Source organism: Streptomyces sp. NPDC043952, from assembly GCF_056435325.1.
In genome coordinates this window covers 66920-79649 of the sequence record NZ_JBWKES010000015.1, presented here as the reverse complement: position 1 = coordinate 79649, position 12730 = coordinate 66920, and the positions used below count along the sequence as shown (strand labels likewise).

Here is a 12730-nt window from a genome sequence, read left to right as displayed (position 1 = left end):
CGGCTCCTCGGAACAGCCGGAGGGGGGCCATGGCCGCCATCAGTCTGCGCAAGGTGGAGGAGACCGCGCCCGCGCTCGTCGGCGCCTACCGCTCGGCCGGGGTCAGCCTGCGCAAACACGGCCTGGACGGGCTGCGGGCCGCCGTCTACCTCGTCCTCGACTACTCCGGCTCCATGCGGCCGTACTACCAGGACGGCAGCGTCCAGGCGCTCGCCGACCGGGTGCTGGGGCTGTCCGCGCACCTGGACGACGACGGCCGGGTGCCGGTGGTGTTCTTCTCCACCGGCATCGACGCCGTCACCGACATACCCCTCGCCCGGCACGCGGGCAGCGTCGAGCGGATCGTCACCGGGCTCGGCCACATGGGCAAGACCAGCTACCACCTGGCGATGGACGCCGTCATCGACCACTACCTGGACGGCGGCGCCACCGACCCCGCCCTGGTCGTCTTCCAGACCGACGGCGGCCCCATCAACAAGCTCGCCGCGGAACGCTACCTCTGCAAGTCCGCCAAGATGCCCCTGTTCTGGCAGTTCATCGGCTTCGGCGACCCGCACGGCAAGCAGTTCGACTTCCTGCGGAGACTGGACGAACTCCCGGTGCCCGGCAAGCGGATCGTGGACAACGCCGGCTTCTTCCACGCGGGCGAGGACCCCCGGCGCCTGACCGACACCGAGCTGTACGACCGTCTCGTCGGCGAGTTCCCCTCCTGGCTGTCGGCCGCCCGCGCCGCCGGCATCGTCCGCCCCGCCTGAACCGGCGGGCGCGCGGCGCACCGGCTCCGCTCGGCCCCCGGACGCTCAGGTGTCGCACTCCAGCACCGCCCCGCACAACCCGCACCGCGCCCGGACCCGCCCCCGCACCGGCACCCTGATCCGCTGGTGGCAGGTCGGGCAGGGGAAGGTGACGTGGAGGCGGCCGGCGGGGTCGGAGCCGAAGGAGTAGGGGACGCCCGCGGGAGCCCGCGCGGCCTGGCGGCGGTCGTGGGCGTAGCGGTGGCGGCCGGCCCAGCCGGCGCCGGTCAGCGGGGGCTGCCGGGTGTCCTGCCGGGCGCGGGCCAGGCCCTTGGTGTACGCGGTGTACGCCTGCGGGCTGGTGAACCGGACCGAGGGGTCCTCGCCGAACAGCAGGGACCGCTTGGCCAGCACATAGCCGAACTCCTCCGGGGTGAGGTAGCCCAGCTTCTGCGAGGAGAGCGCGTCCTCGCGGTAGGCGTCCAGCAGGAGCCAGCCCGCGCCCAGGTACGTCGTCACCGTGTCCGTGAGGATCTCGTTCTCCGCCGTCGTGGGGAAGGCGAGGTCCAGGCGGTGCAGATAGACGTGCGCCACCTCGTGCGCGAGCGCCGCGCCGATGTCCCGGCGATGGGTGCGGAAACGGTCGTTCAGCTCCACGAAGTACTCGGGCCCCGCCGCCAGTTCGACGTTCGCCGCATGGGTCATCTCCCGGAAGCCGACGATCAGCCGCGCGTCCGGCAGCCGGAAGTGCCGCACCAGCTCGCGGGCCACCCGCTGCGCCCCCAGATGCAGGTCGTCGGTGTCGCAGAACGCCACGTCCGCGGGGGCCACACTGGCCGAGAACGTCCGCACGGCCGTCGGCGACAGCCGCCGGTACAGCGCGGTGATCGCCGCCCGCACCGTCTCCAGATGCGGGAACCCGTGCTCCACCGGTCCGCCGTTCGCCACGCCGGCACCCCCAGACGCCCCGACAGTCCGATGAGCCCTCGCGACCCCCGCGCCCGAGCCCGCACCGCTCCTCCAGGGTAGGCGCCCCGCCGCCCGCCGCCACCGCCCACGACACCCGGCGGTGGCCTCGGTCTCACACCGGCAGCAGCCGCGGCGCCACCCCGTCCCCCTCCGTGTCCTCCAGCTCCAGCACCCACACCTCGTTCGCCCCCGCCCGCAGCACCGGACCGGGAACGTACAGCGACCGCTGGGGCCCCGCCGACCAGTAGCGGCCCAGGCAGAAGCCGTTGATCCACACGAAACCGCGCGTCAGGCCCGGCAGTTCCAGCCGGGCGTCCCCGGCCGTCCCGAGCACCGTGGCCGTGCCCCGGTACAGTCCCCGTCCCCCCGCGGCGGGCGGCGCGCCGAACGGCACCGCGGACACGCCGTCCCCGAACGCGTCCAGATCCAGCCCGCGGGCCCGCACCCCGTGCAGGTACTGCCGCTCGTGCAGCACACCCCCGGTGATCCCCTTCGCCTCGCCCAGGCGCGGCCCGTAGTTCACCCGGCCGAGGGACTCCACCCACAGCTCCACCCGCGCCGGACCCGCGACGGGCTCCTTCAGCCGCGGTTCCGCCTCGGTGAGCACCCCGGCCCGCACCCCGTCGACGTACACCACGGCCAGATCCCGCAGCCCCCGCACGGTCAGCGGGTACGGCTCGCGCGGTCCGGGCACATCCACCTCGTAGCGGACCAGGCCGCGCGTGACGCCCAGGTCCTCGAACGTGGGCGCCTGGGGGCGTGTCGTCTCCTCGCCGCCCAGGGCGGCCAGAACGGCGTCCATAGGCGCCCATCCGGTGAGCGAAACCCCGACGGGGGAACTCAATCGCGGGGGCTGTGGCGGCAGTTCCGGCAAGGGGCCCTCGCGGTAGCGCGCCAGCACCTCCCTGAAGCGCCGGAACTTCTCGGTGGGGCGGCCGTATTCGTCCACCGGGGCGTCGTAGTCGTAGGAGGTCACATCCGGCTGGAGCGCGCCCTCGTGCAGCTCGCCGCCCCGGTTCGCGCCCGCCCAGCCGCCGAAGCTGGTGCCGCCGTGCGCCATGTAGAGGTTCACCGAGGCACCGCACTCCAGGATCTCCCGCAGCGCCCCGGCGGCCTCCTCCGGGTCGCGCGCGGCGGGCGCCCCGGACCAGTGGTCGAACCAGCCGCACCAGAACTCCATGCACATCAGCGGGCCCGAGGGACGGTGGCGGCGCAGCGCGGCGAACGCCTCGCGCGCGCGGGAGCCGAAATTCGCCGTGGCGAGCACGCCGGGCACGGACCCGCCGGTCAGCATGTGGTCCTCGGGGCCGTCGGAGGTGCACAGCGGCACCGTGACGCCCCCGGCGCGCAACAGGGCGGCCAGTCGGGCGAGGTAGCCCGCGTCGGAGCCGTAACTGCCGTACTCGTTCTCCACCTGCACCAGCACCACCGGGCCGCCGCGGTCGGCCTGCCGGGGCACGATCTCGGGCAGCAGCCGGCCGAACCAGTCGCGGACCCGGCTCAGATACCGCTCGTCCCGTGTGCGCACCCGCCGGCCCAGCTCGCCGGTCAGCCAGGCCGGCAGACCGCCGTTCTCCCACTCGGCGCAGATGTAGGGGCCGGGCCGCACGATCGCCCACAGGCCCGCCGCGCGCGCCGCGTCCAGGAACCGGCCCACCGCCGCCACGTCCCGGTGGCGCCCCGCAGCCGGCTCGTGCAGATTCCACGGCACATAGGTCTCCACGCAGTTCAGGCCCATCGCCCGCAGCATCGCGAGCCGGTGCCCCCATTGCTCCTCGTGCACCCGGAAGTAGTGCAGCGCGCCGGACAGCAGCCGCACCGGCCGCCCGTCCAGCAGGAAGTCCCGCTCGCCCACGGTGAACTCGCTCATACCGCCAAGGCTCACCCCTTCCGGTGCCCCGCGCCATGGACGAAGATCGGCGCCACTTGGACAAAAACCGGCCGCCGCCGACGCCGGGAGGAGCAGCGGTGTACCAGACCTGGATGCGGTTCTTCAGCCCCGGCCCCGCCCACCACCGCCTCGGCCTGGTCTGCCTCGGCGTCGGACTCCAGCACGGCGCGCTGCCCACCGTGGGCCCGCGCACCCTCGACCACCACGTGGCCGTCGTGATCAGCTCCGGCGGCGGCTGGTACGCCGGCGCCGACGGCCGCCGTACGATCGTCACCGCGCCCGCGCTGCTCTGGCTCACCCCCGGTGTGCCCCACCACTACGCACCCGGTCCGGACACCGGCTGGGACGAGGGCTTCGTGGACTTCGCCGGGCCCGCCACCGCCACCTACACCGAGCTGGGCTACATCGAGCCCGAACGGCCCGTCGTGGCCCTCTCCGACGCCGCGGGACCCCGCGCGGTGATCGCCCGCATCACCCGCGCCGCCCGCCGCGGCAACCCCCTCCTGGAGGTGGAGACCGGCGCCGCCGTGCACGAACTCCTCGTCGCCCTGCGCCGCGCCCGCGCCGACCTCGCCCCCGACGGCGACCAGGTCCTCGAAGCCCTCGCGCGGGACGCCTGCACCCCGCTCAGCGTCGCCGACCACGCCGCCCGGCACGGCATGACCACCGCCGAACTGCGCGGCGCCGTCCGCCGGGCGGCCGGCTGCACCCCCAAGGACTACCTGCTCGGCATCCGGCTCGGCCGCGCCAAGGAACTCCTCGCCGGCACCGAACTGCCCGTCGCCGCCGTCGCCCGCCGCGTCGGCTACGACGATCCCGCCTACTTCTCCCGCCTGTTCACCCGCCGCGTCGGCCTCGCCCCGGCCCGCTTCCGCGCCCAGCAGGGCCGCAGCGTCCCCGGCGGCTGGAGCGACCGCGTCCCGGACCCGGACGACCCCCCGGTGATCCACCCCTCGGACACCGCATGAGCCGCACCCCGCCGACCACATAGGGTGGGCGTCCATGACCACCAGCAACACCGGCACGGGTGACGTGGACCCCGCGGTCCGCCAGGAACTGGAGCGGCTGCGCGACAGCATCGACAACATCGACGCGGCCGTCGTCCACATGCTCGCCGAACGCTTCAAGGCCACCCAGCAGGTCGGCCGGCTCAAGGCCGTGCACCAGCTGCCGCCCGCCGACCCGGCCCGCGAGGCCCGCCAGATCGACCGGCTGCGCCGGCTCGCCGAGAACGCCAAGCTCGATCCCGCGTTCGCCGAGAAGTTCCTCAACTTCATCATCGCCGAGGTGATCAGGCACCACGAGCGCATCGCCGAGGACACCAACGGGAACTGAACCCGGAACCCGGAGACCGGGCACCGAATCCCGAACAAGGGGAAGAAAAGGGCGGGTCGGATAATAGGCGTGTAACGCTCCCGCGCTGTGCGCTGTCAGTCCCATCAGGCAGCATGGCATCCATGTCCGTACTCACGCGCGACGAAGCGCAGCTCCGAGCTCAGCTCCTCGACGTCCACCGCTACACGGTCGAACTGGACCTCACCACCGGGGACGAGACCTTCGGCTCCCGTACCGTGATCCGGTTCAGCACGCGGTCCGACGGGGACACGTTCCTCGAGGTGAAGCCCGCCGAGCTGCGCTCCGTGACCCTGGACGGACAGCCCCTGGGCCCGGACGCGCTGCGCGAGGACCGGCTGCTGCTGAAGAACCTCACCGCGGGCGAGCACGAGCTGCGCGCCGAGGCGGCCATGCGCTACTCGCGCACCGGCGAGGGCATGCACCGCTTCACCGACCCGGTCGACGGCGAGACGTACGTCTACACGCAGCTGGCCATGGACGACGTCCAGCGGGTCTTCCCCGCCTTCGACCAGCCCGACCTGAAGGCCGTCTTCGAGGTCTCGGTCAAGGCGCCCGAGGAGTGGACCGTCCTCGCCAACGGCGTCACCGAGCGCGGTGCCGACGGCATCTGGCGGGCCGCCCCCACCCCGCCGATCTCCACCTACCTGGTCGCCGTCGCCGCCGGCCCCTGGCACTCGGTGCGCACCGAGCACCGCGGGCTGCCCTTCGGCATCCACTGCCGCCGCTCGCTCGCGCCCCACCTCGACGCCGACGCCGAGGAGATCTTCGAGGTCACGCGCGCGTGCTTCGACCGCTACCACGAGAAGTTCGAAGAGCCGTACCCCTTCGACTCCTACGACCAGGCGTTCGTGCCCGAGTTCAACGCGGGCGCCATGGAGAATCCGGGCCTGGTCACCTTCCGCGACGAGTTCGTCTACCGCTCCGCCGTCACCGACACCGAGCGCCAGCTGCGCGCCATGGTCATCTCGCACGAGATGGCCCACATGTGGTTCGGCGACCTCGTCACCCTCAAGTGGTGGGACGACATCTGGCTGAACGAGTCCTTCGCCGAGTACATGGGCTACCAGACCACCGCCGAGGCCACCCGCTTCACCGACCCCTGGACCGAGTTCGGCATCACCCGCAAGGCGTGGGGGTACGAAGCGGACCAGCGCCCCACCACCCACCCGGTCGCCCCCGAGGGCGTGGACGACGCCGCCACCGCCCTGCTCAACTTCGACGGCATCTCGTACGCCAAGGGCGCCTCCGCACTGCGTCAACTGGCGGCCTGGCTGGGCGAGAAGGACTTCCTCGCGGGCATCAACACCCACTTCGCCCGGCACCGGTTCGGCAACGCGACCCTCGCCGACTTCCTCGACTCCCTCGCCTCCGTCACCGAACGCGATGTGCGCGCCTGGGCCGACAGCTGGCTGCGCACCACCGGCGTCGACACCCTCACCCCCGTGATCGAGACCGCCGACGGCGCCTGCACGCTGGCCGTCGACCACCGGGGCAGCCGCCCGCACCGCATCGTCGCGGGGCTGTACGACCACGACGTCGCCGACGAGGACCGGCTGATCCTGCGCGAGCGCCTCGAACTCGACGTCCCGCAGGACACCCCGCGCCCCATCGGCAAGCGCCCCGCACTCCTCCTGCTCAACGACGGCGACCTCACCTACGCCAAGGTCCGCTTCGACACCGAGTCCTTCGCATCGGTCCGCAGCGGCCTGTCCGGGCTGCCCGACCCGCTCACCCGCGCGATCGTGTGGAACTCCCTGCGGGACGCGGTACGCGACGGCGAACTCGCGCCCGCCGCCTACCTGGAGATCGCCCGCGCCCATCTGCCGCGCGAGACCGACCTCGCCATCGCGCAGGGCGTGCTCGACTTCGCGCGCGGCCAGCTCGCCGACCAGTACCTGCCGGCCGGGGAGCGCCCGGCCGCGCTCGCCACCCTCACCGCCCTCTGCCGCGACCTGCTGCGCCGCACCGAGGACGGCGACCATCCGGGCCTGCGGCTGATCGCCGTCCGCCACCTGATCGACGTGGCCGCCCACCCGGACACCATCGCCGCCTGGCTCGCCGACGGCACCGTGCCCGGCGGCCCCGAGCTCGACCCCGACCTGCGCTGGCGCATCCTCGCCCGGCTCGCCGTACTCGGCGCCACCGACGAGGCCGCCATCGCCGCCGAACTGGCCCGCGACCCGAGCGCCACCGGCCAGGAGGGCGCCGCCCGCTGCCGCGCCGCCCTGCCCGACCCGGAGGCCAAGCGCGCGGCCTGGGCGACGATGTTCGGCGGCGACGAGCTGTCCAACTACCTGTTCAAGGCCACGGCCCACGGCTTCTGGCAGCCCGAACAGGCCGAGCTGGTACGGGAGTACGTGCCGCGCTTCTACGAGGAGTCGGTCCCCCTCGCCGCCCGCCGCGGCCACGCCATCGCCGCCTCCGCCGGCCGCTGGTGCTTCCCGGCCCACGCCGTGGACGCCGAGCACCTGCGCCTGGGCGAGGCATGCCTGGACCGCGACGACCTCACCCCGTCCCTGCGCCGCGCCCTGGCCGACCGCCTGGACGACCTGGGCCGCGCGCTGCGGGCCCGCGAGGGCGGGGCACGGCAGTAGTCCCGACGAAGCCGGGCGCCGCCGACCCGTCATAACCGTGCGGCGCCCGGCCCGTCACGACCACGCGGCTCGCGGCCCGTTATGACCGCGCGGTGCCCGGCACCGCCCCCTAGGCTCGGGGCACCGACAGGAACGACCGAGCCGGGAGGCAACCATCGTGATCGCAGTGACCGGCGCGACCGGAAACGTGGGCCGTGCCCTGGTGGACCGGCTCCTCGCCGCGGGCCGGCCGGTACGCGCGCTGACCCGTGACCCGGCGCGGGCCGCGCTGCCCGAGCGGGCCGAGGTGGTGCGGTTCCGGCCCGAGGAACCCGCGGCCCTGTTCGACGGGGTGACCGGAGTCTTCCTCTACGCGCAGGCCGTCACCGGACCTTTGCTGGCGGCGGCGCGCGCGGCCGGGGTCCGCCACGCCGTCCTGCTCTCCAGCGGCATCGTCCAGGAGGGCGCCGACGAGACCCACCCCATCCACGTCCTGCACGCCACCGCCGAGCGGCTGATCCGCGACAGCGGCCTCGCGTGGACGTTCCTGCGGCCCAACGCGTTCGCCACCAACGCCCTCCAGTGGGCACCCCAGATCCGCGCCGGGAACACCGTCCGGGGCGTCTACGCGGACGCGGTCACCGCGCCGATCCACGAGGACGACATCGCCGCCGTCGCCGAGCGCGCGTTCCTGGACGACGGCCACGAGGGCGCCGTACACCGCCTGACCGGGCCGGAGGCGGTCACCAACGCAGGCCAGGTCGCGGCGATCGGCGCGGCCGTCGGCCGGGAACTGACCTTCGTGGAGGCCGACCCCCGCACGGCGGGCCCCGAGTTGTTCCCGTACCTGGACCCGCACATGCTCGCCCGCCTCCTCGAAACCTTCGAGGCCACCATCGGCGTACCCCCGGAGATCACCGGCACGGTCGAGCGGATCACCGGCACCCCGGCCCGCACCTTCGCCCACTGGGCACGAGACCACGCCCCGGACTTCGGCGCCGACTCCGCGGCCCAGCGGGCGGATTCGGGGCGCGGATTCAGCTGACCCGGGATGCGGATTCGAGGACGCGGATTCAGCTGACTCGGGACGCGGATTCAGGGACGCGGATTCCGGGGCGTGGATTCCGGGGCGTGGATTCCGTGGCTCGGTGCTCGGCGGCGTGCGAAACCGTCGGGCACCCTCGCCCCGGCCCCGGCCCCGGCCCCGGCCCTGGCCCGGCTCCGACTCCAGCCCCGGCTGCGGGCGCGGCCCCCACTCTGGCTCCGGTCCCGACTCCAGCCCCGGTTGCGGCTCCAGGCATGGCCCCCGCTCCGGCTCCGGGCGCGGCCCCGACTCCAGCCCCCGCCCCGACCCCGGCTCCGGCTGCGGACGCGGCCCCGGCTCAGACCCCGGCTCCAGCCCCTGCTCCGGGCGTGGCCCCGACTCCAGCCCCGGCTCTGGCTCCGACTCCGACCCGCTCCGGCCCTGGCTCTGGCTGCGGGCGCGGCCCCTACTCTCGCTCCGACCCCGACCCCGACCCCGACTCCAGCCCCGGCTCTGGCTCCAGCCCCCGCTCCGAGCGCGGGCTCAAGAGCCCCCGTTCCGCCGCCGGCCCCGGCTCCGGGCGTGGGCTCAGGACCCCCCGTTCCGCCGCCGCAGCACCGCCCGTCGCACTTCCCCCTCCCGCGGGCCCGGTCGCCGGTTCGCGGTGGCCGGGCCGGGGGCCGGGGCGAGGTCGAAGCCGAGCCGCTCCAGGAAGCGTTCGCCGGGGCGCCAGCCGGGCGGGACCGTCGCCGTCACCAGGGGAGCGTCCCCGGCCCGTGCCAGCAGGGAGCGGGCCAGGGTGTGGCCGAGGCCCCGGCCGCGGGCCCAGGGGGCCAGCAGGAACAGGCCGACGGCCACCGCGCCCGGCTCCGGATGGTCGCGCACCGCGTCCACCACGCCCGCGACCACCCCGTCCCGCTCCAGCACCAGCAGCACCTTGGCCTCGGGGTGTGCGCCCTCGGGCAGGGCGTAGCACAGGCTCTGCACATCGCCCGGCGCCGACGGCAGCCCGGTGGCCGCCAGGAAATAGTCCTCGCACTCCTCGAACAGCCGGATCAGCGGCGCCTCGTCCGCCGGGCCGAGCTCACGCACCAGCACCCGTTCGCCGGGCACGTCGAGCATCCACGCGTCCACCATCCGGCCGACGGTAGTGCCGGGCACCGGCTCCAACAAGTTTTCCCCGTACGGCAGTACCCACGCACGGGTCCCGCTCGTTGGAGAGAGGGGACCCACGCCCCTCTTCCCGTACCACCCGGCGCGCCCCGAGCAGCCCCGAGAGCGGAGGCAAGCCCATGCCGACCCAGCCCCTCGCCTCCGGCCCGCACGGCCCGGACGCCCTCCGCCCGCTCCTCGGCACCGTGCTGGACGCGCTGGCGGAAGGCCGCGAAGCGCGCGGCGGCCCGCTGCCCGCCGGCGGACCCGAGGCCACCGCCCGGCGGGTCGCCGACGCGCTCGGGGACGTACTGCCGTACGAGGGCGACCCGGACGGCCTGCGCGTTCTCGTACGGCTCCTCGCCGAGGGCGCCGCCGACCCCGCCGACCCGCTGTGCGCCGGCCATCTGCACTGCCCGCCCCTCGCCGTGGCCACCGCGGCCGACCTCGCGGTCAGCGCCCTCAACCCCTCCCTCGACTCCTGGGACCAGGCCCCCGGCGCCACCGCCCTGGAATCCCTCGTCGCACGGGACCTCGCACGCGCCGCCGGACTGGCCGACGCCCTGGTCACCACCGGCGGCACCGAGTCCAACCAACTCGCCCTGCTGCTCGCCCGCGAGGCCGGCCACGGCAGCGTCCGGCTCGTCTGCGGCGCCGCCGCCCACCACTCGCTGGCCCGCGCCGCCTGGCTGCTCGGACTGCCCGACCCGGTGATCGTCCCGGCCCCCGGCGGCACCCTCGACCCGGCCGCCCTCGACGCCGCCCTCACCGCGCTCCCCGGCCCCCTGCTGGTCGCCGCCACCGCCGGCACCACCGACGCCGGACTCATCGACCCGCTGCCCGAGATCGCCGCCCTGTGCGCGGCCCACGGCGCCCGGCTGCACATCGACGCCGCCTACGGGGGCGGACTGCTGTTCAGCGACCGGCACCGCGCCCGGCTCGCCGGACTCGACGCCGCCCACACCGTCACCCTCGACCTGCACAAACTCGGCTGGCAACCGGTCGCCGCCGGCCTGCTCGCCGTCGCCGACCCGGCCGACCTCTCGGTCCTCCACCACCGCGCCGACTACCTGAACGCCGACGACGACACCGAGGCCGGCCACCCCGACCTGCTCGGCCGCTCCCTGCGCACCACCCGCCGCCCCGACATCCTCAAGGCCGCGGTCACCCTGCGCACCCTCGGCCGCCGCGGCCTCGGCGCCCTGGTCGACCACGTCTGCGACCTGGCCCAGGAGTTCGCCGCGCTCATCCGGGCCCACCCCGGTTTCGAGCTGTACGACACCCCCGTCATCAGCACCGTCCTGTTCCGCCCCGCCGAGGCCACCGACGCCGCCGTGGCCGGCGTCCGCCGGGAGCTGCTGCACGAAGGCCGGGCCGTCCTCGGCCGCGCCCGGCTCGACGGCCGCCTCTGGCTCAAGGCCACCCTCCTCAACCCCCACACCCGGCCGGACGACCTCGCCCACCTGTTGAAACTCGTCGAAGGAAGCACCCCCAGATGACCCCCCACCCGGCTCCGCAGACGGCCGCCCGCACCTCCCTGCTGCCGCGCCGCGACCCCGACGCCCCCCGCGACCTGGTCGGCATCGGCATCGGCCCCTGCAACCTCTCCCTCGCCGCCCTCGCCCACCCGCTGCCCGAACTCGACGCCGTCTTCTACGAACAGCGGCCCGGCTTCAGCTGGCACCCCGGCCTGCTCATCGAGGGCTCCACCATCCAGGTGCCCTTCCTCGCCGACCTGGTGAGCCTCGCCGACCCCACCAGCCCCTGGAGCTTCCTCAACTACCTCAGAACCCGCGAGCGACTGTTCCCCTTCTACTTCGCCGAGCGCTTCCACATCGAGCGCGCCGAGTACGACGCCTACTGCCGCTGGGTCGCCGAGCACCTGCCCGGACTGCGCTTCGGCCACCAGGTCGACGCCGTCCGCTGGAACCCCGAACGCGGCCTGTTCGAGGTCGACTTCACCCAGCTGGACGCCGACGGCGAGGCCGACGCCCTCGGCCGCGCCTACACCCGCAACCTCGTCCTCGGCGTCGGCACCGTCCCCCATGTGCCGGCCCCCCTCAAGCCCATGGTGGACGCCGAGGGGCTGCCCGTCTGCCATGCCGCCGACTACCTCGACCACCGCGAGGAGCTGCTGGCCGCCGGGCACATCACCGTGGTGGGCTCCGGGCAGTCCGGCGCCGAGATCTTCCTCGACCTGCTGCGCCGCCGCCCGGCCGGCGCGGAGCGGCTGCACTGGATCGGCCGCAGCCCCGCGTTCTCGCCGATGGAGTACTCCAAGCTCGGCCTGGAGCACTTCACCCCCGACTACACCCGCTACTTCCACGCCCTCGCCGAACCCGTCCGCGACCGGCTGGTCGATGCCCAGTGGCAGCTGCACAAGGCCGTCGACGCCGGCACCCTCGCCGCCATCCACGACGAGCTGTACCGGCGCACCCTGGACGGCGGCTGGCCCGACGCCGTCCTCACCCCCGGCGTGCGGGTGCGCACCGCGGGCCGGATCGCCAGCAACAAGATCGAACTCCATCTGGAACACCTGGAGGAGGGCAGCCGCTCCCGGCTCGCCACCGACGCCGTCGTCCTCGCCACCGGCTACCAGCAGCGGCCCCTCGGCCGACTGCTCGCCGGGCTCGACCCCTATATGCGCCGCGACGCCGCCGAGCGCCCGCGCATCGACGCGGACTTCCGCCTGGTCCTCGACCCCTCGGTCAAGGGCTCCGTCTACGTCCAGAACGCCGAACTGCACACCCACGGCGTCGGCGCCCCCGACCTGGGCCTCGCCGCCTGGCGCGGCGCCACCATCCTCAACTCCCTGACCGGAAAGGAGTCGTACCCCCTTCCGGCCCGTACGGCCTTCACCACCTTCGGACTGCGCGAACCGCATTCCGCCGTTCCCCAGGCCCGGCACTCCGCCCAGCGGCTCACCCCGCTCGTCGAAGAACGGCTCGTCGAAGAACGGTGAGCGAATTCGCTCATAGGAGCGGGCGCCCGCACAATTCAACACTTGTCAATAAGGCTTCACCTAAAGGTT

Annotated in this window: 10 protein-coding genes; 7 read left to right on the top strand and 3 right to left on the bottom strand. The window is 74.3% G+C overall.

What is annotated here, in order from left to right; translation table 11 throughout:
* Positions 1 to 29: 29 nt before the first annotated feature.
* The gene (locus AC069R_RS19020; protein ID WP_478767977.1) at positions 30 to 755 is read left to right on the top strand and encodes a vWA domain-containing protein; all 726 of its coding nucleotides are present in this window, start codon (positions 30 to 32) and stop codon (positions 753 to 755) included.
* Between the two features lie 45 nt (positions 756 to 800).
* On the opposite strand, the gene AC069R_RS19015 is transcribed toward AC069R_RS19020, so the two are convergent.
* A complete protein-coding gene (locus AC069R_RS19015; RefSeq protein ID WP_478767975.1) occupies positions 801 to 1682 on the bottom strand; it encodes a hypothetical protein in 882 nt (293 codons plus the stop codon).
* A 133-nt stretch (positions 1683 to 1815) separates the two neighbouring features.
* Complete coding sequence (locus AC069R_RS19010) at positions 1816 to 3573, bottom strand: glycoside hydrolase family 35 protein (RefSeq protein WP_478767974.1); 1758 nt, start codon at positions 3571 to 3573, stop codon at positions 1816 to 1818.
* Positions 3574 to 3671: 98 nt separating this feature from the next.
* Here AC069R_RS19010 and AC069R_RS19005 point away from each other — a divergent pair, with 98 nt between their 5' ends.
* The 4 genes from AC069R_RS19005 to AC069R_RS18990 all read left to right on the top strand — a co-directional run bounded on the left by AC069R_RS19005 (position 3672) and on the right by AC069R_RS18990 (position 8568).
* Positions 3672 to 4562, top strand: coding sequence for a helix-turn-helix domain-containing protein (locus tag AC069R_RS19005; RefSeq protein WP_478767973.1), 891 nt, complete (start codon positions 3672 to 3674; stop codon positions 4560 to 4562).
* A gap of 34 nt (positions 4563 to 4596) precedes the next feature.
* Positions 4597 to 4929 (top strand): chorismate mutase, encoded by a 333-nt coding sequence (locus AC069R_RS19000; RefSeq protein ID WP_478767972.1) that lies wholly within the window; start codon positions 4597 to 4599, stop codon positions 4927 to 4929.
* 122 nt (positions 4930 to 5051) lie between these two features.
* Positions 5052 to 7544 carry an aminopeptidase N gene (gene pepN, locus AC069R_RS18995; protein ID WP_478767971.1) on the top strand — a complete coding sequence of 831 codons (2493 nt, stop codon included), beginning with the start codon at positions 5052 to 5054 and terminating at the stop codon, positions 7542 to 7544.
* A gap of 157 nt (positions 7545 to 7701) precedes the next feature.
* On the top strand, positions 7702 to 8568 hold the full coding sequence (locus tag AC069R_RS18990; protein WP_478767970.1) for an NAD(P)H-binding protein: 867 nt from the start codon (positions 7702 to 7704) through the stop codon (positions 8566 to 8568).
* 567 nt (positions 8569 to 9135) lie between these two features.
* On the opposite strand, the gene AC069R_RS18985 is transcribed toward AC069R_RS18990, so the two are convergent.
* The gene (locus tag AC069R_RS18985; protein WP_478767968.1) at positions 9136 to 9684 is read right to left on the bottom strand and encodes a GNAT family N-acetyltransferase; all 549 of its coding nucleotides are present in this window, start codon (positions 9682 to 9684) and stop codon (positions 9136 to 9138) included.
* A gap of 155 nt (positions 9685 to 9839) precedes the next feature.
* Here AC069R_RS18985 and AC069R_RS18980 point away from each other — a divergent pair, with 155 nt between their 5' ends.
* A complete protein-coding gene (locus AC069R_RS18980) occupies positions 9840 to 11198 on the top strand; it encodes a pyridoxal phosphate-dependent decarboxylase family protein (protein ID WP_478767967.1) in 1359 nt (452 codons plus the stop codon).
* On the top strand, positions 11195 to 12661 hold the full coding sequence (locus AC069R_RS18975; protein ID WP_478767965.1) for a lysine N(6)-hydroxylase/L-ornithine N(5)-oxygenase family protein: 1467 nt from the start codon (positions 11195 to 11197) through the stop codon (positions 12659 to 12661). Before AC069R_RS18980 ends, AC069R_RS18975 begins: the two co-directional genes overlap by 4 nt.
* Positions 12662 to 12730 lie beyond the last annotated feature (69 nt).

Bases quoted from the DNA above. Each gene is read 5' to 3' on its own strand.
- AC069R_RS19020 (WP_478767977.1), top strand. From the start codon at position 30: ATGGCCGCCATCAGTCTGCGCAAGGTGGAGGAGACCGCGCCCGCGCTC.
- AC069R_RS19010 (WP_478767974.1), bottom strand. From the start codon at position 3,573: ATGAGCGAGTTCACCGTGGGCGAGCGGGACTTCCTGCTGGACGGGCGG.
- AC069R_RS19000 (WP_478767972.1), top strand. From the start codon at position 4,597: ATGACCACCAGCAACACCGGCACGGGTGACGTGGACCCCGCGGTCCGC.
- pepN (WP_478767971.1), top strand. From the start codon at position 5,052: ATGTCCGTACTCACGCGCGACGAAGCGCAGCTCCGAGCTCAGCTCCTC.
- AC069R_RS18985 (WP_478767968.1), bottom strand. From the start codon at position 9,684: ATGGTGGACGCGTGGATGCTCGACGTGCCCGGCGAACGGGTGCTGGTG.
- AC069R_RS18980 (WP_478767967.1), top strand. From the start codon at position 9,840: ATGCCGACCCAGCCCCTCGCCTCCGGCCCGCACGGCCCGGACGCCCTC.
- AC069R_RS18975 (WP_478767965.1), top strand. From the start codon at position 11,195: ATGACCCCCCACCCGGCTCCGCAGACGGCCGCCCGCACCTCCCTGCTG.